We start from the raw sequence: 21,664 nt of genomic DNA on the forward strand, positions 1-21,664 counted from the left end.
CTAATTTAAAAAACTTTTAATACAAATTAATATAAAAGTAGTTTTTAATGATATAATGAATACGTTGTAATTTTTAGTATCAATAAAATTTTAATACTTACATAATTTCATGGAGGGATTTTTATGGATAAAAATAGCGTAAGAAAAGAAACTTTAGAAAAAAGAAAATCTATGCCTTTAGATGAAGTTTCTCTAAAAAGTGATAAAGTTACTGACTACCTAGTATCTACAGATGCTTATAAAAATGCAAATACTATAATGGCATATATTGACTTTAGAAATGAAGTTAAAACTGAAAATCTTATTAAAAGAGCTGTTAAAGATGGTAAAAAGATAGTTATTCCTATTAGTGTAGTGGAGACTAGACAATTAATCTTATCAGAGCTAATAGACTATGATAATGAACTTGAGTCTGGAGCATATGGTATTCTAGAGCCTAAAAAAGAATTCATAAGAGAAACAGATCCAAAATTAGTTGATTTAGTTTTAATACCTGGGGTTGCTTTTGATAAGAAAGGCTTTAGAATAGGATATGGAGCAGGATACTATGATAGATTCCTTGAAAGAGTAAGACCAGATGTTTCTAAAATAGCTCTTTCTTTCGATCTTCAAATGGTAGATCATGCTTATCCTGATTCTCATGATGTTCCTGTAGATATAGTTATAACTGAAAACGAAATAATTAACTGTGAAAGATAGTATTTGTTAAGGGTGCATATTATAATGTCTGCACCCTTAATTTTAACTATATTCAGAAGTATTTTTACTATATTCCTCTAACTTTCTTTGAACAAAGTATCCCACTGTACCTACTTCGAAATTTCCATCATCATCTCTAGTTCCATATGGAACTCCAGTTAATATTTCTATTCCTTCTTTTACGTTTTTTATAGCATATATGTTGAAGTTTCCTTCATTGACAGCTTCCAATACCTCATCTCTTAACATAAGATTCTCTACATTTTGGTAAGGAATTATTACCCCTTGATTTCCTGTTAAACCTTTTGCTTTACATATCTTAAAAAACCCTTCAATTTTCTCATTAACTCCGCCTATAGTCTGAACTATGCCTTTTTGATTTATAGATCCAGTTGTAGATATCCCCTGATTTATAGGTAAGTCAGATAAGCTAGATAAAAGTGCGTAAAGCTCTGTACTCGATGCACTATCTCCGTCTACTACACTATAGCATTGTTCAAACGTTATGCTTGCTGAAAGTGATAGTGGTTTTTTCTTAGCAAACTCTTCTCCCATGAATCCACTTAATATTAGTACTCCTTTATCATGATTACTTCCACTTTTATTGACTTCTCTTTCGATGTTTATTATACCATCTCTACCTGCAAAAGTTGATGCTGTTATTTTATTTGGTTTTCCAAATGAGTATTCTCCCATATCTATTACTGCTAAACCGTTTATTTCTCCTATTTTCTGACTAGCTGTGTCTATTATTAGACTGTCATCTTTAATCATTTGTTGTATTTTTTCTTCATATCTATTATTTCTATATATCTTTTCATCTATTGCTTTTCTTATATCTTCCCTTTTTACTATATCTGAACCCATATATCTCGCCCAAGCATCTCCCTCATACATTACCTCTAATATTTCATTAAATTGAGTGGTCAGTTTGTCTTGATGTTCTACTATCCTTGAGCTATATTCTATTATTTCTTCTATTGCTCCTCTATCAAATGGTTTTAAGTTTTCTCTTTTACAATGGCTGGCTACAAATGAAAGCAGCTTTTCTATATTTCCATCATTTCTTTCCATTTCTATGTCAAAATCTGCTTTTATTCTAAAGAGCTTTTTAAAATCTTCATCATAATTATATAATAATTGGTAGGTATAGTAATCACCTATTAATATTATCTTAATATCTAATGGTATTGCCTCTGGCTTTATGCTTTCTGCTACTACACTATCTTTAGATATGTTTTCTATCTTTCCTAGTTTCGTCATAAGACACTTCTTAAGTCCTTCCCAAGTCAAAAGATTGGATAGTATATCTTTAGCGCTTAATAGTAAATATCCTCCATTTGCTAAGTGTATAGCTCCTGGTTTTATTCTTGTATGATCTGTTTTTAAAAATCCCATTTCATTAAAATATTCTATTTTACCAAGCAAATTGTAATATGTTGGATTTATCTCCTTTATTACAGGTGCTCCTTTATTTTCACTATTATCTATAAAAAGATTCACTTGATATCTTTTAAAAAAGTCATCTGTTATTTTATTTCTAATTAAAATCTTTTTCACTTCTTCACTATTTTCATCATCTGCTATAAATTCGTTTATATTTAAGATTATATCTTCTTTCATCTCAGTTAAATATTTCTTTATTTTTTTATTATATCCGAATGTATCTAATATAGGGTTAAAGTGAGTCTCTATTAAAGTTGAAACTGTTCGCTCCTCTAATTCTATTAATTTATCTTCCAATAATTGTTCTATTTCTATAATTTTCTTTACTATTTCTATAGTTTTAGCTTCTAGTCTATTAGAATTCTCTCGTATTAAATACAGTTCTCTTTTTGGTAGTTTTTCTATTTCCTCATCTTCTAGCTGTTTACCATCGATTAGAGGAATACTTACTAGCCCACCTTCTGTTTTTTTAAAAGTAAAGTTATATTCTTTAGCTTTTTCATTTAACTCAATTATAACCTCTTCTGTTTTCTTTTTAAAATATTTATATATTAATTCCCTATTATCCTCATAATCCTTAGATGAAAGAGATTCTTCGATGGATTCTTTTATTTTTTCTATTGAATTTTCTACTTCATATTTAAAGCGTTTACCATCTCCAGCCTTTAATCTAATTGATTTAGGAGTTTCAGGATTTATGAAATTATATACATAACACCAGTCATCTGGAGTTTCTTTATTCTTTGAATGCCTTAGTGCTAATGAATATGAGTGACTGGTTCTTCCTGTTCCTGTGATGCCTGAAACATATATATTATATCCTTTCTTATTAACAGAAAGTCCAAATTCCAACGAGTTAACTCCACGATTCTGACCTATTATATTACTAGAAATCGCTACATCTTTGGTGGTTTCTATTTTGTACTTTGATAAGTCAGATCTCCTTTTTAGTTTGTACAATGGCACTTTTAATTTTTCTCCCAAATAATCACCTCCTGAGATTGTTTCTTTTGTTATTGTTACTATATTCCAAACGCTAAAAAAATTGACTGCTATTTTCAAAAAAAATAAAATCACCAGTAATATTACTGGTGATTTACTCTTCATAATCAACTTCTAATTTTATCTTATCTGGCAGTCCTTCTAATTCAGTCTTTACCACTACAACAGGATAGGTAATGACTTGTGCTACCATCTCATCAGGCTTTGGATCTGTGTATTTAGCATGAACTACTAAGTTGTAATTTTTGTCATTTTTCACTTGCTCTATTCTTTCTAAGCCTGCTGAATATCCTGCTGTACTTTTTTCGCCTCTTGTTAATATTATATATATACTATTATCTATCTTACATGCTAGAGCTCTTTCTTCGGATAAGTATCTTGGAATAAGTTCTTGTATTTTTTCTGGTGCTTCGCTAACTTCAATGCTTTTAAACTTCACTTGTCGATCACCTTCATTTTTTATTATTTTGGGTATTAAAATTATTCCTAAAATCATTAAGATTACTATAGATATTATGCCTAATTTTTTCACTAAATACCTCCTCTCAGAACCCAATTCTCACCTTATATATTACTACTCTATTATAGAGGAGTTTATGCTTTAAAATAAAAGTTTTGAAATTCATTTATTTTCCTTAATATTTTATACTATATTTTATGTACATAGACTTTAAAGGTTCTTGAAATAAAAAAAGTCCATTAGAATTTATAGTTAAAATATAATTTCTAATAGACTTTTTATTTCATGTACCTATATATTATTTTCTACTTATAGCTTTCTTAGCAGATTCTACTATGTTTTCCTTAGTTAATCCGTATTTTTCAAGTAATGAATCTCCACTTCCTGATTCTCCAAAAGTATCTTTAACTCCTACTCTTTCTAGTGGAGCCGGACTATTTTCTACTAATACTTCTGCAACTGCACTTCCTAATCCGCCTATAATATTATGTTCTTCAGCAGTAACTATAGCTCCTGTTTCTTTAGCTGCCTTTATTATTATTTCACTATCTATAGGCTTAATTGTATGAATATTTATAACTCTAGCATTTACACCTTGCTTTAGTAATTCTTCCTTTGCTTCTAGTGCTTTTGAAACCATTACTCCAGTAGCTATAATAGTCACATCATTACCATCACTTAATTCTATTCCTTTTCCTAGCTCAAATTTATAATTCTCTTCATTAAATACAGTAGGAACTTTACTTCTTCCTAATCTTATATATACTGGTCCCTCATATTCTGCTGCTGCTAATACTGCATTTTTAGCTTCTACTCCATCTGCCGGACATATAACAACCATGTTAGGTATAGTTCTCATTACGCTTATATCTTCTAATGCTTGATGTGATGCTCCGTCTTCTCCTACAGTTAATCCTGCGTGAGTAGCTGCTACTTTTACATTTAACTTAGGGTATGCTACAGAGTTTCTAATTATTTCGAAAGCTCTTCCTGTAGCAAACATAGCAAAAGAGCTAGCAAAAGGTATTTTACCTGCCGTAGCAAGTCCAGCTGCAGTTCCTATTAAGTTCTGCTCTGCTATTCCTACATTTATAAATCTTTCTGGATATTCTTTTGCAAATACTGATGTCTTTGTAGATCCAGAAAGGTCTGCATCTAGAACTACAACATCCTTGTTTGTTTTTCCTAATTCCTTTAGCGCTTCTCCATATGCGTCTCTAGTTGCCATACTCATTAGTTTTCACCTCCAAGTTCTTCTAATGCAATTTTACATTGTTCATCATTTGGAGCATTTCCATGCCATTCTGCTTTATTTTCCATAAAAGATACGCACTTACCTTTTATAGTTTTAGCTATTATTATAGTTGGCTTTTCTTTAGTTTTTTTACTTTCCTCTAATGCATTGAATATTTCATCAAAACAATGACCATCTACTTTTAAAACGTTCCATCCAAATGCTTCAAACTTTTTATCTAGTGGTTCTACATTCATTACTACTGTGTTTTCCCCATCTATTTGTAATCCATTATGATCTAAGAATACAGTTAGGTTATCTAGCTTATAGTGAGCTGCAAGCATAGCTGCTTCCCAGATGATTCCTTCTTGAACTTCTCCATCTCCCACTAATGCATACACTCTATACTCTTTATTATCTATCTTTCCAGCTAGAGCCATTCCACTAGCTGCAGAAAGCCCTTGTCCAAGTGAACCTGTAGACATATCTACTCCAGGAGTTCCTTTCATATCTGGATGTCCTTGAAGCATAGATCCTACTTTTCTGAACTTCATAAGTTCTTCTTTTGGAAAATATCCTCTCTCGGCTAGTACAGAATACAATACTGGTGAAGCATGTCCTTTTGATAGTACAAATCTATCTCTATCTTCCCACTTTGGATTTTTAGGATCTATATTCATCTCTTTAAAATATAGAGCTGTTAAAATCTCAGCAGCAGATAGTGATCCTCCTGGATGTCCTGATTTTGATTCATTTAACATTTTTATAATGTCTTTTCTAATTGTAGTTGCTATTTTCTTAAATTCGCAATTATTTCCCACAATTTATTCCTCCTAACTTTTTTTCAATTCTTTAAATCCTTCTCCTAAAACTTCATTTGCATCTGTAACCATTACAAATGCTTTATTATCTACAGAATGTACTGTTTCTTTTAATCTAGTTATTTGTGATCTGTTAACTATACATAAAAGTATATCTTTATCTTTACCTGTATAGAATCCTCTTCCTTTTAGTACAGTCACTCCTCTATCTAGTTCTTTTAGTATGAGCTGACCAATTTCCTCTGGAAACTCCGATATAATAAAGAATGCTTTGGCATAACTAAATCCATTTAATAATAAGTCTATTACTTTTGTTGATATATATAATGAAATAATAGAATACAAAGGTATTTTTAAATCTCTAGTAACTATCCCAGATGCGATAACTACTAAACTATCTATAGCCATCATAAAGCTAGATATACTAACTCCTGGAAAATACTTGTTTAGCATAAATCCTGCTAGATCAGTTCCTCCTGTTGTTCCCCCAAACTTAAAAACTATACCTACACCTGTACCTGTAAGTACTCCACCAAAAATAGCTGCAAGTAGTAAGTCATTAGTAACGTCCTCTATAGGAAGTAACCATATAAAAAATGCTAAAGATAATATACCATAAAGAGTCTTAGCACCAAATACTCTTCCTACTAATATCAATCCTGTTATAAATAGTGGTAAGTCTATACACAAGTTAGTAACCCAGAGTGGTATAAGTCCATTTGTCATTTCTTTTACTATAATACCTATACCAGTAACTCCTCCTGGTGCAAAGTTATGAGGCTGTATAAAGAGGTTAATAGAAGCTGCTATAATTACAGTTCCTAATGTTATTCCTATATATTCTAGTACACTTTTATACCAAACTTTATTTTCCAAAACCATTCCTCCATTATTCTACTACTTTTTCCCTGGAAAAAAGCACTATAAGTACGAATATTGGGAGTGACATTTGTCTTTTTAATCTTTTAGGATCCTTCATTAATCTATATAGCCACTCTATTCCCAATTTCTGATATATTTCCGGAGCACGCTTTACTTTCTCTGCTAATACATCTATTGTTCCACCATTTCCAATTATAATCTTACAATTTAACTTATCTTTATTTTCATATATCCAATTTTCTTGTTTAGGCGCTCCAAAACCTACAAATAATATGTCTGCCTTTGAATTGTTTATATTCTCTATTATTTGTTGTTCCTCTGGATGATTAGCATTTCCAGTGTGAGTTCCTTTAAAATACCCACTTTGTATTCCAACTATATTAATATTAGGATATTTCTCTTCTACTTTTTTCTTTGCTTCTAATGCTACACCTTCTTTTCCTCCTAGAAAGTATATGCTATATCCAAATTTATTTGATAACTCTATTAATTTTAATGATAAGTCAAAACCTGTGACTCTCTCAGGCAGTGGTTTCTTTTTTATTCTAGAAGCATGTATAAGTCCTATTCCATCGGGTATAACTAGATCTCCATCATTTAGTATATCTTTTAGCTTACTATCTTTTCTAGCTTCCATTATTATTTCTGTATTAGGAGTATATATAGTTCTAGTTTTAGTTTCATCACCATCTAAAAGTTCTTTAACCTTTTTTACTACTTCATTTAAAGTTAGTTTGTCTATTTTTACTCCGAATATTCTTATAGTTTCTCGCATTTTCTTAGCTCCTCACAATTCACTTCTTGCTTTTTTTTAGAAGTTTAGAGATTATTTCTTCATTTTGATGTAATCTTTCTTTTAAATATTCGACCTTATCATAAAGTTTACGCTTATATTCTTCCTCATGACTTATTTTATCTCTTATCTCTGACACAAGAGAATCTTCATCTAGCTCACTAACATTACAAAATACATCTTCATCTAAGTACTCCATAAAATTATTTATTTTAGGGTCATAAGATACTGCTATCATAGGTATATTCATTACAGCTCCAAATATGAGTGAATGTAATCTTATTCCAATCAATAAATCTAAATTTCCTATAATGCTTAGCATTTCATTTATATCATATTTGCCTTTAAGAAATATAGCTTTATTTTTCATATTTTGCTCTATCTCACTCAATACTTTCATATCTTCACCATAATGAAAGGGAATAAATACAACATTTACTCCCATTTCATCTATGATTTTATCTGAAACACTAGACATAACATCAATTAAATTTTGATCTCTATCTCTTCCTCTTATAGCAAATCCTATTATAGGTTTGTTTGTGTCTTTCATACCCGATTTAACTAGCATTTCTCTTCCTAGTTTCGTATCTCTTTTCTTTAAACCTATTACAGGATCTGCTGTTACATTTATATTCTTATTTTTAATGTTTATTTCTCTAAGAATTTTTTCAGATTTATGATCTCTTAAAGTTATAACATCTACTTTATTTAAAACGATCTTTGTTAAGTATCTATTTATAGGTCGATTTATAGGTCCTATTCCTTGACTGTAAATCATAACTTTTTTTCTAAATAATATTCCTATTATCATTATGGATAGATAGTATATCACATTTCTGGCACTTGTGACATCTTGTAGTAGGCTTCCCCCTCCACTTATTAAGATATCACATTTTCTTATTTCCTTTATTATTTGAAAAATGTTTTTTCTATCTATAGCATTTACATTATGCTTATTATAAGTCAATTCTGGATTTTTTGATAGCACTGTTATATCTATATCATCAATATTGTCTTTTAAATTAGAAATAATCGCTGTTAGTATAGATTCATCTCCAATATTATTAAATCCATAATATCCTGAAATGACTATTTTATTCATTAAAAAATTCTCCTCTCAGAGTGTCTAATGTCTTAACTATTGCTTTTAGTATTATTAAGTAAATAATACCTACAGCTACTCCAAACAATAATCCATAGCCAGTTCTAATTATAGATAAATACATAGGAGTTCTTAAATGACTAAATGTATTTACTATAGAAGTTTGCCCAAGAACTATCATAAGACCAGTTATAAATACTCCTAGTTTTCTTTTGTTAAACGCCATATCACAAGCTATAATAACTGCAGGAAAGGCCATAAGAAACTCTTTGGTTCTAGGTCTAGCTATTAACTTAAACTCTAAAAAGTTTCTTCCTATCATTTCTATATTACTTGGTTGTATATTAGTCTCATGACCAGTTCTAGCTAAATATACATAACCTACACCCAGTAATCCCACACCTAATATCACGTATAGTATCTTTATATTGTCCATTAGCAGTTCTTTTAAATCTGATATAGTAACTTTATTATTGTTTTTATCCTTATCTTTTTTATAACCAAAATAACCTAAGAATAATATCAAGTAGATTACTATAGGCATTAATTGAGCAGGTTTAACACCTCTAAAGATACCCATTTCTAATAAATATTCTATGCTCGAAAGAGTAGATGCTACGAATAGTGCCCCTATAGAAGATATTAAAACCATAACTATTAAATCTCTTATTCCTGATATTATGCTATTTTTCAAAGTTCCTTTTTTACTTTCATCTAGATAATCTGTTTTTAGTCTACTACAAAAGTAAACCATACTCAATGATGGAAATACTATTGCCGCTAAAAGAGCAAATATTTTTTCACTAAAGCTAGGCATTAACAAGTACATTGCTATTATAAATGGTATTCCTAGTACTATTTTTATTGTTTTGAATTTATCATTTATATTTAAAATATATTGTACTAATAATATTCCTCCACCAAGAACACCTAAGGCTATAAGCATTTTTAGTATAGAGTTTGTAACATTAGGTTCCATTACACTACTTTCACCTAGTGTCATTCCATGTTCTGCTATTCTATTTTTAAAATCATTAAATGTTTTTTCATATTCTTTATAATCTGTTACATAAGTAGTGCTATCATGTTTAAATGGTCTAAAATATATAAGTCTTATATTTCTTTCCGTTACAGCTCTATATAATGTATTTTCTATCTCCTCTGCACCTTCATAGTTATAATACTTATATCGTTCTTGTATATATGGTTCTACACTGAATGTTCTCACTGCGTTATAACTTAGTTCTCTTGTAAAATCTTCTATTCCTTTTTGCTTTACATGTCCTCTTTGTACTCCTGATTCGATTAATCCAATCTTCGTATTATTATCTTTTACAAATTTTTTGACTATATCAATATTATTAGGATATCCTAAAACTTCTTCTCCAGTGAATAACATGTATTTAGGCTCTACATTTAATTTTTTATATTCATTTAAACTTGCCTCTACATGTTTTTTTCCAGTCCAGCCTGGGTTATAATTAAATGGTCTTATTATTACATCTAAACCTGAGTCTTTTATCATCTTTACTTTTTCAGGGTCATATCCAAGTCCTAGTTTCATTAATTTAGATCCTGCTAACTCTTTTTGCTCTACATATGGTTTACCTTTACTATCTATTAACACTAAACCTTTTTCATATAAAGCTTCTTTTGATGTTCCATCTAATACAAAGATATACTCATCTCCGGATTCTATTATCTTGTACTTCTTAGGATTATATCTTTCTTCTAGACCTTTCTCTATAAATTTGTAAAGTGACTCTGAGTTAGTTGTAGCAACTAAGTCGTATCTATCCATATCTTTTTCTTCTAAATAACTAACTAACTCTTTAGGATATTTATCTTTCCAGTGTATATCTTTTATTATATCTCCAACAACTTTTATTTCTATAGGTTTGTTCTCATCTACCATTTGTTCAAAAGATTCTTCATTAAGGGCAACAGAATTTACTCCCCACTTTTTGAAGTTTTTAAGCCACCAACTTACATCTTGATTAGATTGTTCTGAAAGCTTTTCAATCTCTTTTAAGTCTAAAGTTATATCTATATTTTTGTTTTTAGCTTCAACACTCATCCTATTAAAAGATAAGACAGAAGAGGCTAATATTCCTATTAATATAAATATAATTAATATTCTATTTTTTTTCATAAGTTCACATCCTTTAAGCTATTATGTATCTTTTTACATTTACTCTATACTATAGTCTCCTCTTACCATAACAAATGTTCCATTTGCTTCTGCATATATTCCTCTACCATCATTTCTAGGTACAAGTATTAAGTGATTACTTACAACTCTTTCGCCTTGTGTTAAATCTCTTCCTAGTGTTAAGTCTGATAATCCTCCTAAATCACTTACTATAGCTTTTGCAATTCCGGATCTTACTATAATCTCTGCACTCGATCCACCAATAATCTTTTGACCTTTTTGTAACTCTACAATTACAAAATCACCACTGCCTTTATTGTCTGAAGGCCCACTAGTGCCTTTTAATTCTGTATCTATATACGATTTTAATTCTTCATATTTTTTATCTACATAACTTTTTGATACTACAGGATCTTCTTCTGATCCAGGTCCAAAAAACTTGCCTTGGTTGTACTTATCAGTGACGTAGTAATTAAAACAACTGAAGCAATAGCAACGTATACTTTACTCTTTTTTTAACATCTTTCATCCTCCTTAAGCTTTAGCAAATTTATTTAAGTGCTATATTCTTCTTATATATAGACATATAGTATTATATTATCATAAAATCATATGAAAAACCTTATATTTTTAAACACAAAAAAGATGGTTATTCCGATAAACCATCTTAGACATCTGTCAATCCTATGCTTATTTTTAAACAGCAATCTACTTTTCCCATCATTCCATCATCAAAATGTCCTATTTTTTCTCTCAATCGCTTCTTATCTATAGTGCGTATTTGTTCAAGTAATACGACTGAGTCTTTAGGCAATCCATATTCTGGTGCAGTTATTTCTACATGCGTTGGCAACTTAGCTTTATTTATCTGAGATGTAATTGCTGATATTATTATGGTCGGGCTATACTTATTACCTATATCATTTTGTACAACTAGTACAGGTCTTACACCACCCTGCTCTGAGCCAATAACAGGACTTAGGTCTGCATAAAAAACATCTCCTCTTTTTACTATCACAGTTTCTCACACCCCGTCAAAGTTGTCTCATAAATACATAGCTCTCTTATATCTTCTGCTAGACCCATTTCAGATAAAGAAACATTTATTTGACTCATTTCTAAATATCCCTTTTTCATACTCTCCTTTACCTGGATTTTCTTTCGTTCTCTTAAATATAATTTCATGGCCTCTCGTATAAATTCACTTCTATTTTCCTCTTCTATAGACACTAAATCGTCTACCTCTTCTAGCAAGCTGTTGGGCAAACTTATTATTATTTTTTTTGTTTCGGCCATTAGTTCACCTCCAGATTTATTTCATATTACTAATATTATATTCCTATTTTTTGAGTATATACCAACCATTATATCATTTAAAATAAGAGTTTCAATATATATGATATTATAGCCCTAAGAATGCACTAAATAGTCTACAATCTTTACTATTTCATTATGCTTTTTATATACTCTTGGAATTCTTCTGCTAACCATACATAGAATTTCATAATTTATAGTTTTTAATTCATCTGCTATTTCATCTACACTATTTGCTTTTTCATCATTTCCAAATATGATAACCTCTTGACCTATATATACATCTTCTATACCTGTAACATCTAGCATACACTGATCCATACAAACTCTACCTACCACTTTAGCTTTCTTCCCATTAATTAACATACTTCCTTTATCTATAAGCATTCTTGTAAATCCATCTGCATAGCCTATTGGAATAGTCGCTATAGTTGTTTCTTTATCTGTAATATATGTCCTCCCATAGCTTACTCCTGTTTCCTTTGGAATTATTTTCACATTAGATATCTTGGCTTTCAATGTCATTACTGGCTTTAACTTAATGTTGTCTTTCTTAACTTCATTAGATGGATAAAGTCCATAAAGTATAATACCTGGTCTTACTAAATTTAAGTTGTATTCTGGTAAATCTATTATACTAGCACTATTGGATATATGCTTTATTGGTATATATATATTGTTTTTTTCTAGATTATTAATCATTAACATAAATTCTCTATATTGTTGCTCAACAAATAGCTTATCACTTTCATCAGCAGTAGAAAAGTGGGAAAATATACCTTCAATAAATATGTTCGATAGTTTACTTATCTTTATAATATTTTTTATATCTTCATCTTCTGTTCTATACCCTAATCTACTCATTCCTGTATCTATTTTAATATGAATATTGCAAATTTTATTCATTTCTTTCGCAATTTCAGATAATTCATATGCAGCTTCATAGTTATATATAGTTTGTGTAATATTGTATTTTATTATAGATCGAAGTTGACTTTTGGGAGTATAACCTAGTATTAGTATTTCTGCATCTATACCAGCATTTCTAAGTTCAATTGCTTCCGAGAGAGTAGCAACAGCTAACTTATTTACCCCCTCTTCTAAAAAAACTTTACTAATTTCTATAGCTCCATGTCCATATGCATTTGCTTTAACCACTGCCATAATTTCAGTTGAATCACTAACTAGTTTTTTTATTTGACTCAAATTATAAGATAAATTATCTAAATCAATTTCTGCCCATGCTGGTCTAATCTCTTCTAAAGTATTCATAATCATTACCTTCTTTACTTTATAGTGAATTTTTCATCTTGTATATCTACATTATATTCTACATCTTTATATATAACTTTTACAACTTCATTATTTTTGTCATCAAAAATTACTAGCTTATACGGAATATGAGTCTTTTTATCTACCCATAGTCTTTCATACTTTCTATGTTTATTGTTACCTGGTATATCAACCTCTATAGTTAAATAGTCTTTTTCATCAATCTTGTCAATTCCTATTGTTACTTCTTCTGTTGTATTTAAGTTTTTAAGAAAGTATCCTATAAAAAGCATTTCTTCTCCAGATATTTCAAAGTCTTTTAGTATAGTATGTTGATTTATTTGTTTATTATGAAGATATGCTTGTTTCCCATTATATACGGTTTTATTTCCTTCATTTTCTTTAGGTTCTATTATTTCTGCAATATATTTATTAGGATTTTTAAACATATGCTTAGCTTTAAAGCTCTTAGAACTTTTGTTACCTTTTACAGTTATATCTGCTTCACATGTATAAGTCATTACACTGTTTAAAGTTTTTTGTATATCATTGAACTCTTCTTCTTTAGTTTTTTCTCTACATCCACTCAAGTATAGCGCAATCATAACAGAAAGAATTACCAACAATATACGTTTCATTATTACCTCCTAAAGTTATTAAGTTATTTTTTTAATAGCCGTAGGTATATAATCAATTATGTCAGAGGCTATAATCCCATACTCCCCTTTTTCCTCTTTTGCTATGTCTCCTGCTAATCCATGCAAATATGCTCCTAGTTTAGCAGCATCAAGAGCACCTATTCCTTGCCCTAGCAAACTAGCTATAACCCCTGTTAAAACATCTCCACTTCCTGATGTAGACATACCAGGATTTCCTGTAGTATTTATATATATATCTTTTCCGTCACAAACTACAGTCCCACTTCCTTTTAAAACCACTATTACACCGTATCTTTTAGCCACTTCCATACTATATTTTTCTCTATTTTTTTGTATCTCACTTATATCAACATTAATTAGTCTACTCATTTCGCCTGGATGTGGTGTTATTATTGTAGTTTCATTACGACTTAACAATACATCTCTACATTGAGATATACAGTTTATACCATCTGCATCTAGTACAATTGGCTTTTTCAAGTTCTCCAATATATGCTTAACCATTTCTATTGTATTTTGATTTACTCCTATTCCTGGTCCTAGTGCTACAACATCTATATCTTTACTATGAGCCATTATATCACTTAAGCATTCAAAAGATTTTACTATGACCTCTGTATTTTTTATTTGTGATATAGTAAATATAGATTTAGGTACTATAGAATATACTAGTCCACTACCTGTCCTTAAAGCTGATTTTGATGTCAAATATGGTGCGCCAGCCATACCCTCGCTACCAGCTATTACTCCTACTCTTCCATAAGTTCCTTTGTGGCTATCTTCTTCTCTCTTAATTAATATGCCTCTAGTCCAATTAACATTCTTAATATTACTTATAGATTTATCCATATTTTGTTCTCCAATAGCTACAGATATAGCGTCTTTATTGCTATGACTTATTGATAATAATATTTGATCTATATTTTTATTATCTGATATTATCTTGGCATTTCCTTTTAGCTTTACTCTAGGCTTTCCTAACTGGTCATGAATTATTTCTATATCAGTCCAGTTAAATCCACTTATACCTGTACCAAGTACTTTGCTTATAGCCTCTTTAGAAGAAAATAATCCTGAAATAGTATTTGAGTTATAATTTCTAGACTTTATATATTCTATTTCTGACTCTGTAAATATCTTTTGTAAAAATCTTTTGTTCTTTGAAACTATGCTTTTTATCCTGTCTATTTCTATAATATCTATTCCGATACCCTTTATCATAATTTCATCATTCTCCCGTGTTTTTCAGCCTTGTCTTGTGTACTTTATGTAAAAAAAGAATGCATAAGCATTCCTAATCTAATATGTTCTTATCTAATTTATCAACTTCCTTCCCACCTAGTACATTGTGAAGAAAGGCATATGTAGTATTTCTTTTCTCTTCATTATCATATTTTTCTTTTATAGCTATTCTCAGTCTCTCTCTTAATTCAGTTAGTTCTTTATCTAATTCACTAAGCTTTTTTTCTGTGTATATTATGTCTTTATATGCATATTTTATGGTCACCCTTAGAAGCTCTAGGTTAGTTGCTCTAATTTGACTTGGAATAGTTTCAGTTTTAAATGTAAGTTCATCTATATTCTCATTAGCCTCATGCAGTTTTTCTTCGTACTCTCCTAATAAGTCTACTCCTTCTACAAGATCATTATTGTTAATTTCATCTGACAAGGTAAGTATTTTAGCTATAAGCTTTTTCTTTTCACTTTTCCTAGTAGTCAGTTCTTTTTTTGAACTTCTATTTTCTTTTACTAGTGATGAAAGTTTTTCTTTTAAATCTATTATATCTTTTTCTTCTATCTTATTAAATAAACTTATCCAATTTCTATCTTCTATCAACAGTGGAATCACACTTCTCGTTATTGAATCATACTCAATGTCTATTTCTAGATCATTTTTATCTTTATTGAATTTAAACATTATATGTTCCTCCTAATTATAATTATATATAATTAATCGGTAAATTTAAATAGTCTTATTAGTATATTTCAATTTGTATGTATAAATAAACTATAAAAGGTATGTCTTTATAAAGACACACCTTTCTATAATTTAATATGCTCTAAGATACTCTTCTATCTCCCATTCATGAACTGATTTTCTATATAAGTTCCATTCTCTTAATTTAGCCGATATAAATTTTTCTGTTACGTGACTACCCAATGCTTCTTTTACAGTTTCATTTTTTTCTAACTCCATTATCGCATCATAAAGACTCATAGGTAACGATTCTATATGTTTTTCACTTCTTTCTTCTGATTCCATATCATAGATATTTTGATTTACCGATTTTGGTGGTTCTATTTTATTTTTTATTCCGTCTAGTCCAGCTATTAAAACTGTTGCTAATGCTAGATAAGGATTACATGCTGGATCTGGATTTCTAAGCTCTACCCTAGTAGAAAGTCCTCTTTTCGCTGGAATTCTAACTAGTGGACTTCTATTTTTGTGTGACCATGCTATATACACTGGTGCTTCAAATCCTGGAACTAATCTCTTATAAGAGTTTATTATAGGATTTGTAATAGCTGTAAGACCATTTATATGTTTTAATAGTCCTCCTACAAAATATACCGCTTCATCACTTAACTGATTTTTAGCTTCTGGATCAAAGAATATGTTTTTTCCATCTTTGAATAGTGACATATTTAAATGCATTCCTGAACCAGCTATACCTTCAACTGGCTTTGGCATAAAGCTTGCAAATAAACCTAATTCGTCTGTTATTCTCTTTACAACATATTTAAATATCATTATATTATCTGCTGTTGTTAATGCATCAGCATATTTAAAATCTATTTCATGTTGACCTGGACCACACTCATGATGAGACGCTTCTACTTCAAAACCTAATGCTTCAAGAGCTACTATTATAGCTTCTCTTACTTCTTCGTCTCTATCTAGTGGAGCCATATCAAAATATCCTGCTTTGTCGTTACTTTCTAATATAGGATTTCCTTTTTCATCTTTGTTGAATATATAAAATTCTGGTTCTGGTCCTACATAAAATGTATATCCCATTTTTTTAGCTTCTTCTAGCGCTCTCTTTAGTACATTTCTTGGACACCCTATAAAAGGTTTGTCATCTGGTGTATATACATTACAGATAAATCTACCTATAGCACCACCATTATGAGTCTTCCATGGAAGTATTACAAATGTAGCTAAATCTGGATATAAGTACATGTCTGACTCTTCTATACGTGCAAATCCATCTATCGATGAACCATCAAACATTACTTCATTATCTATAATCTTATCTAGCTGACTTACTGGCAATGTTATACTTTTTGCAATACCTAATATATCCACCAATTGCAACACTATTGATTTTACATTATGTTCTTTTACTAGTTCCTTTATTATTTTTACTTGTTCATTTCTGTTCTTTGAGCTTAAGGACATATCTAAATCCTCCTTGTCTTAAGATTAGTGTTTTAATTATACAATATATTTTAAAAATTCTGAATAATTAATTTTAATTATATCTCATATGTTTAACATATACCATACTATCAGAGTTTACTTTTTTTGTGAATACTTATAAGTAAATTTGTTTAACTTGTCCTTAAAGTTTCTTTGCAGTCTTATAACAAATATATAACTTTAGTATGACTATAATGAGGTTGTAATTTACATTATATAAGGAGGTTTATTATGTTTAAGAAAAAATCTTTAAATCAATTTTTTGCTATCACTTTTCTAATACTTATAATTGTATCTAGTATTTATGCTAAAGATGCAATCTTAAAGCAATCTGCATTAGGTTCTATAGATGCAGTGCTGCAACAATCAGCATCAGCTCCTATAAAAGAACGACCTAAATATATTTTCTACTTTATAGGTGACGGTTTAGGTGCAGCTCAAAGACAGTCTGCAGATTACTTCTTGCAGCAATATGAAGGTAAAAAGTTGCTAATGAACACTTTTCCTGTGTCAGGCATTAATACAACTCACTCAGGTAATACTTTAGTAACAGACTCTGCTGCCGCTGGTACTGCTTTAGCAACTGGTCATAAAACTAATAATGGTATTATATCACAGCTTCCTGATGGAACTAATTTGAAAACTTTGGTAGAAGTCGCAGAAGAAAAAGGCATGGGAACAGGAATTGTAACTACTACTCGTTTAACACATGCTACTCCTGCTGTATTTGCTTCCCATAATCCTAGTAGAAGTAATGAAAGCGAAATTGCCAATGACTATGTTTCAAGTAATGTAGACTTCTTTGCTGGTGGAGGGATAAGACATTTTATTCCTAAAGACTATGCCACTGAGGAAGATGCCTCTGGTAAGTCCATTTCATCTAATAGAAAAGATGATAGAAATTTATTTAAAGAGTTTGAAAGTAAAGGTTATAAGACGTTTCTTGGAAAAAAAGGAGCTAAAGATTTTAGCAGTTATTCTCCAAAAGGAAAGGAGCAAGTTTTTGCTGCCTTTACTAATGATCATCTTCCTTATGAAATTGACAGACTTAATAGCAGCTTTAAGGATAGTGTTCCTACGTTAGGGAATATAACTCAAAAAGGTATAGATGTATTATCAAAATATGAAAACGGCTTTTTCATGGTGATTGAAGGCGGAAGAATAGATCATGCCTGTCATGCTAATGATGCAGTTGGATCTATTCACGATACTATAGCTCTTGATGAAGCTATTAGTAAAGCTTATGAGTTTATGAAAAAACATCCTAAAGAAACCCTTATAGTTGTTTCTGGGGATCATGAAACAGGTGGTATGGGGCTAGGATTTGATACTAATTATTTTATGCAACTAGATAAATTAAGAGATGTAAAATTCTCTGTAGGTGATACTTTAATGAATACTTATGACGGAGATCGTGCCAAGTATTTTAACTACATAGCTAAAAACTATGCTCTTTCCGATATAACTCCAGAAGAAAAATCTAAAATAGAAAATGCTATGAATATTGTAGACAAAAACCCTAAAGCTGTTTGGGGTGGCTCTTACTCTCCTGTAGCTATATCTACTACTCATGTAATATCAAATAGGGCTCAAATTGGATGGACTACTTACGCTCACAGTGGTACTCAAATTCCTTTATCTGTTATTGGAGTAGGTTCTAGCCACTTTGGAGGATTCAAAGATAATACTGAAATTGCTAAAATCATGTTTAGCTTGCTTGGAAAATAAATTCTATACAAGTAGCTAGAATTTATGTATCTAGCTACTTATTTTCATTTTAATTTACAAGTTGAGTTATCATTTGGGGGTGTGCTTAATGAAAAAGAATATTAGTCAAATATTTATTTTCATATTCTTAATAACTATGATGATAGGTCTTATGAGTTTTAATAAAGATAGTTCTAGTGAACTGTCTTTAGAGTCAAAAGCAATTGTATTAAATGTAGATAATTCTGAAGTAGTAGACGGAAGCTTCTCAAGACTAGGCTTTCAAGAACTTAATATTCGTATCTTAAATGGTAAGTTTAAAGAACAGGAAGTAAAAGCCTCTAATAACCTTTTAGGAAGTATGGACTTTGATAGTTTCTATAAGAAAAATGATACTATTCTAGTTAGCATTTTAGAAGATGGTGAAAATATAGTAAACGTTAAAACTCTAGAACACTACAGACAAAATTGGATATTAGCTTTGTTTATCGTTTTTGCTTTATGTATTATAGGATTCGCTAAAATTATTGGATTAAAATCTTTATTTTCTTTTATAGCTACACTATATATATTATGGACTTTTTTAATTCCTAACTTATTATTAGGCAAAAACCCTTTAATATTTTCTTCTTTAACTATAGTGATTCTTACCGGAGTAATAATTTTTTCAATAGCTGGTGTAACAAGAAAGGGTATAAGTGCATTTTTAGGAACAATATGTGGACTATTTTTAAGCTTAGGCCTAACGCTGTTCTTTGGTAGTAAGATAAATCTTACAGGATTAACTGAACCTTTTGCAGAAACACTCTTATTTAGTGGATATATACACCTAAATATGAAAGACATCTTCTATTCTGCAATTATTATAGGTGCTTCTGGCGCTGCAATGGATATAGCTATGGATATATCTTCGTCTATGGATGAAGTACTCGATAAAAAGCCGAATTTATCTAGAAAAGAACTCATACATTCTGGCTTTAATGTTGGTAAAGATGTTATAGGGACAATGTCTACTACTCTTTTACTTGCTTATTCTGGTGGTTACTTAACTTTACTAATGCTTTTTATGTCTAAGAATTCTAGCTTATCTACTATGTTGAATTTAAAAATTGTTTCATCCGAGATAATGAGGACATTGGTAGGTAGTATTGGCCTAGTGTTCGTAGCCCCTCTCACTGCTATTTTTGCTGGATATATTTACACTATTAATATTAAAAATGCTGAAATTCTTGATAAGGAAACAGAAAAACTCTCATCTAACTGAGAGTTTCTTTCTTATATATATATGATAATGCATTATCTAAATCCTTAATTATGTCTTCTGCGTTCTCTAATCCTACTGACAATCTAATCATACTTTCTGTAAGTCCAAATTTACTTAATTCTTCTTTTGGATATCCACTATGTGTCATAGCTGCAGGAAGTTCTATTAGAGTTTCACAATCTCCTAGACTCACTGCTAATTTAGACAGTTTAACACTATTTACAACGTCCTTTGCTTCTTCTAAATCGCCCTTAACTTCGAAACTAATCATAGCTCCAAATCCACTCATTTGTTTTTTAGCCAATTCGTGACCTTTGAAACTTTTGAGCCCTGGATACATTACCTCTTTTATCTTAGGATGACTTTCTAAAAAGTCCGCAACTTTTATTGCATTTTCCTCATGCTGTCTCATTCTAAGTCCTAATGTTTTGAGTCCTCTTAATAAAAGCCATGCATTAAAAGCACTCATAACTCCACCAAATTTACATAAATATTTTGAATTTAACTGATTTAAATATTCTTTATCATTAGCTATAGCTACTCCAGCAATTACATCTCCATGACCGCCTATATACTTTGTAGCACTATGAACTACTACATCCACACCCTGTGTTAGTGGTTTTTGAAAATATGGTGTAGCAAATGTATTATCTACTACTACTTTTATGCCTTTTTCTTTAGCTAAATCTACAACAGCCTTTATATCTATTATAGTAAGATTAGGATTTGATGGTGTTTCAAAATATATTACTTTAGTATTTTCATCTATTGATTCTTTTAAGTTATCTATATTTGTTAAATCAACTATTTTAAAGTTTATATTATAGTCTGGTAGTACACTTGTAGTTAATATATAACTTGACCCATATAAATTATTATGAACAATGATATTGTCTTCTGGTCTTAAAAGTGAAAGCATAACTGAACTTACTGCTGCCATCCCCGATGCAAATGCAACTGCGCCTACACCTTCTTCTAGTGCTGCTATCCTTTCTTCAAACAGTCTTACAGTTGGGTTCTCTCCTCTAGAATAAAGATAACCATCCATTTCTCCACTCATCATTCTATTTACATCATCTGTACTTCCAAATACAAACGTAGATGATTGATATATAGGTGGGTTCAATGGATAATTTGCGCCATCTTCTTCTCTTCCACCATGTATTGACAGTGTATCAAATTTATAATCTTTTGCCATATATAATACCCCCTTTTTCAAATCCAATAATTCCCGTTTAATTACTTGGTATTTCATCATAGTTTAATATAAAAGAATCTCAAAGTCAATAAATAATATGTAAAAACATAAAGAGTTATTTAGAAATAAATTTAAGTGAAATAAGAAATATTTTAAATATTTATCTTTTATTAATATTCTTTGTATTCACTTAAATTTATTGTAGATATTAAAAATATTCTTGTTTATTCTT

19 protein-coding genes are annotated in these 21,664 nt (G+C 30.1%); 3 read left to right on the plus strand and 16 right to left on the minus strand.

From position 1 onward, the window contains the following. Positions 1-123: 123 nt before the first annotated feature. Entirely contained in the window at positions 124-699 is a 576-nt protein-coding gene (locus tag CURI_RS10370; RefSeq protein ID WP_014968211.1) for a 5-formyltetrahydrofolate cyclo-ligase, read from the plus strand. A 42-nt stretch (positions 700-741) separates the two neighbouring features. Here the strand turns inward: CURI_RS10370 and CURI_RS10375 are convergent, their stop codons facing one another. The 15 genes from CURI_RS10375 to glnA form a co-directional block, all read right to left on the minus strand. After that, complete coding sequence (locus CURI_RS10375) at positions 742-3,129, minus strand: Lon protease family protein (protein ID WP_041701776.1); 2,388 nt, start codon at positions 3,127-3,129, stop codon at positions 742-744. Between the two features lie 112 nt (positions 3,130-3,241). Further along, positions 3,242-3,679 carry a protease complex subunit PrcB family protein gene (locus tag CURI_RS10380; RefSeq protein WP_014968213.1) on the minus strand — a complete coding sequence of 146 codons (438 nt, stop codon included), beginning with the start codon at positions 3,677-3,679 and terminating at the stop codon, positions 3,242-3,244. Between the two features lie 226 nt (positions 3,680-3,905). Beyond that, positions 3,906-4,841, minus strand: a complete 936-nt coding sequence (locus CURI_RS10385; RefSeq protein WP_014968214.1) for a transketolase family protein — start codon at positions 4,839-4,841, stop codon at positions 3,906-3,908. Continuing rightward, complete coding sequence (locus CURI_RS10390) at positions 4,841-5,662, minus strand: transketolase (RefSeq protein WP_014968215.1); 822 nt, start codon at positions 5,660-5,662, stop codon at positions 4,841-4,843. The genes CURI_RS10385 and CURI_RS10390 overlap by 1 nt, the downstream gene beginning before the upstream one ends. A 12-nt stretch (positions 5,663-5,674) precedes the next feature. Further along, positions 5,675-6,544, minus strand: coding sequence for a YitT family protein (locus CURI_RS10395; protein ID WP_014968216.1), 870 nt, complete (start codon positions 6,542-6,544; stop codon positions 5,675-5,677). 7 nt (positions 6,545-6,551) lie between these two features. Next, positions 6,552-7,319, minus strand: a complete 768-nt coding sequence (locus tag CURI_RS10400) for a WecB/TagA/CpsF family glycosyltransferase (protein ID WP_014968217.1) — start codon at positions 7,317-7,319, stop codon at positions 6,552-6,554. 19 nt (positions 7,320-7,338) lie between these two features. Then, positions 7,339-8,442, minus strand: a complete 1,104-nt coding sequence (gene csaB, locus CURI_RS10405) for a polysaccharide pyruvyl transferase CsaB (RefSeq protein WP_014968218.1) — start codon at positions 8,440-8,442, stop codon at positions 7,339-7,341. Next, the gene (locus CURI_RS10410; protein WP_014968219.1) at positions 8,435-10,594 is read right to left on the minus strand and encodes a DUF5693 family protein; all 2,160 of its coding nucleotides are present in this window, start codon (positions 10,592-10,594) and stop codon (positions 8,435-8,437) included. The genes csaB and CURI_RS10410 overlap by 8 nt, the downstream gene beginning before the upstream one ends. 667 nt (positions 10,595-11,261) lie before the next feature. Next, positions 11,262-11,612, minus strand: a complete 351-nt coding sequence (locus tag CURI_RS10415; protein ID WP_014968220.1) for a type II toxin-antitoxin system PemK/MazF family toxin — start codon at positions 11,610-11,612, stop codon at positions 11,262-11,264. Then, positions 11,609-11,890 (minus strand): CopG family ribbon-helix-helix protein, encoded by a 282-nt coding sequence (locus tag CURI_RS10420; protein WP_014968221.1) that lies wholly within the window; start codon positions 11,888-11,890, stop codon positions 11,609-11,611. The genes CURI_RS10415 and CURI_RS10420 overlap by 4 nt, the downstream gene beginning before the upstream one ends. Positions 11,891-12,004: 114 nt before the next feature. After that, positions 12,005-13,180, minus strand: a complete 1,176-nt coding sequence (alr, locus tag CURI_RS10425) for an alanine racemase (RefSeq protein WP_041701777.1) — start codon at positions 13,178-13,180, stop codon at positions 12,005-12,007. Positions 13,181-13,194: 14 nt separating this feature from the next. Next, positions 13,195-13,818 carry an outer membrane lipoprotein carrier protein LolA gene (locus CURI_RS10430; RefSeq protein ID WP_014968223.1) on the minus strand — a complete coding sequence of 208 codons (624 nt, stop codon included), beginning with the start codon at positions 13,816-13,818 and terminating at the stop codon, positions 13,195-13,197. Between the two features lie 18 nt (positions 13,819-13,836). Beyond that, the gene (locus tag CURI_RS10435; RefSeq protein ID WP_014968224.1) at positions 13,837-15,060 is read right to left on the minus strand and encodes an NAD(P)H-hydrate dehydratase; all 1,224 of its coding nucleotides are present in this window, start codon (positions 15,058-15,060) and stop codon (positions 13,837-13,839) included. A 73-nt stretch (positions 15,061-15,133) separates the two neighbouring features. Then, on the minus strand, positions 15,134-15,757 hold the full coding sequence (locus tag CURI_RS10440; protein WP_014968225.1) for a hypothetical protein: 624 nt from the start codon (positions 15,755-15,757) through the stop codon (positions 15,134-15,136). Positions 15,758-15,889: 132 nt separating this feature from the next. Next, the gene (gene glnA / locus CURI_RS10445; protein WP_014968226.1) at positions 15,890-17,242 is read right to left on the minus strand and encodes a type I glutamate--ammonia ligase; all 1,353 of its coding nucleotides are present in this window, start codon (positions 17,240-17,242) and stop codon (positions 15,890-15,892) included. Between the two features lie 252 nt (positions 17,243-17,494). On the opposite strand from glnA, the gene CURI_RS10450 reads away from it, so the two are divergent. Together CURI_RS10450 and CURI_RS10455 are read left to right on the plus strand one after the other, a co-directional pair. Further along, positions 17,495-18,991 carry an alkaline phosphatase gene (locus CURI_RS10450; protein WP_014968227.1) on the plus strand — a complete coding sequence of 499 codons (1,497 nt, stop codon included), beginning with the start codon at positions 17,495-17,497 and terminating at the stop codon, positions 18,989-18,991. Between the two features lie 88 nt (positions 18,992-19,079). Further along, positions 19,080-20,234: a YibE/F family protein gene (locus CURI_RS10455; RefSeq protein ID WP_041701778.1), complete on the plus strand. Its 1,155-nt coding sequence runs from the start codon at positions 19,080-19,082 to the stop codon at positions 20,232-20,234. Here the strand turns inward: CURI_RS10455 and CURI_RS10460 are convergent. After that, a complete protein-coding gene (locus CURI_RS10460; RefSeq protein WP_014968229.1) occupies positions 20,227-21,432 on the minus strand; it encodes a trans-sulfuration enzyme family protein in 1,206 nt (401 codons plus the stop codon). The two genes, CURI_RS10455 and CURI_RS10460, sit on opposite strands and share 8 nt — an antisense overlap. Positions 21,433-21,664 lie beyond the last annotated feature (232 nt).

Origin of the sequence: Gottschalkia acidurici 9a (assembly GCF_000299355.1) — a bacterium.
Classification (GTDB): domain Bacteria; phylum Bacillota; class Clostridia; order Tissierellales; family Gottschalkiaceae; genus Gottschalkia; species Gottschalkia acidurici.